Origin of the sequence: Corynebacterium halotolerans, assembly GCF_050107895.1 — a bacterium.
Taxonomy (GTDB): Bacteria; Actinomycetota; Actinomycetes; order Mycobacteriales; family Mycobacteriaceae; genus Corynebacterium; species Corynebacterium halotolerans_B.
Genome location: NZ_JBNILW010000071.1, coordinates 1 through 214 on the forward strand (window position 1 = coordinate 1; position 214 = coordinate 214).

1 pseudogene is annotated in these 214 nt (G+C 63.1%); it reads left to right on the plus strand.

The annotated features are described in order from the left end of the window. Positions 1-214, plus strand: a pseudogene (locus ACQCVD_RS15605) (IS982 family transposase); the annotation flags it as partial.

The following is a 214-nucleotide window of genomic DNA, read 5'->3' on the forward strand; positions in this document are numbered from 1 at the left end:
GGTGTCGAGTTGATCCGGCCGGCCCGGAAAGGGGAAGACCCCAGGCCAGGCAGGCAGTTTCTCAAGCCTCTACGGCAACGGATCGAGTCGGTGTTTGACACGTTGAAAGGCCAGTTGGGCCTGGAGCGCCACGGTGGCCGGACCCTTTCCGGGGTGATCAGTCGGATTGTGCGGCGGTTGTTGGCGTTGACCGCGGTGATCTGGCATAACCACG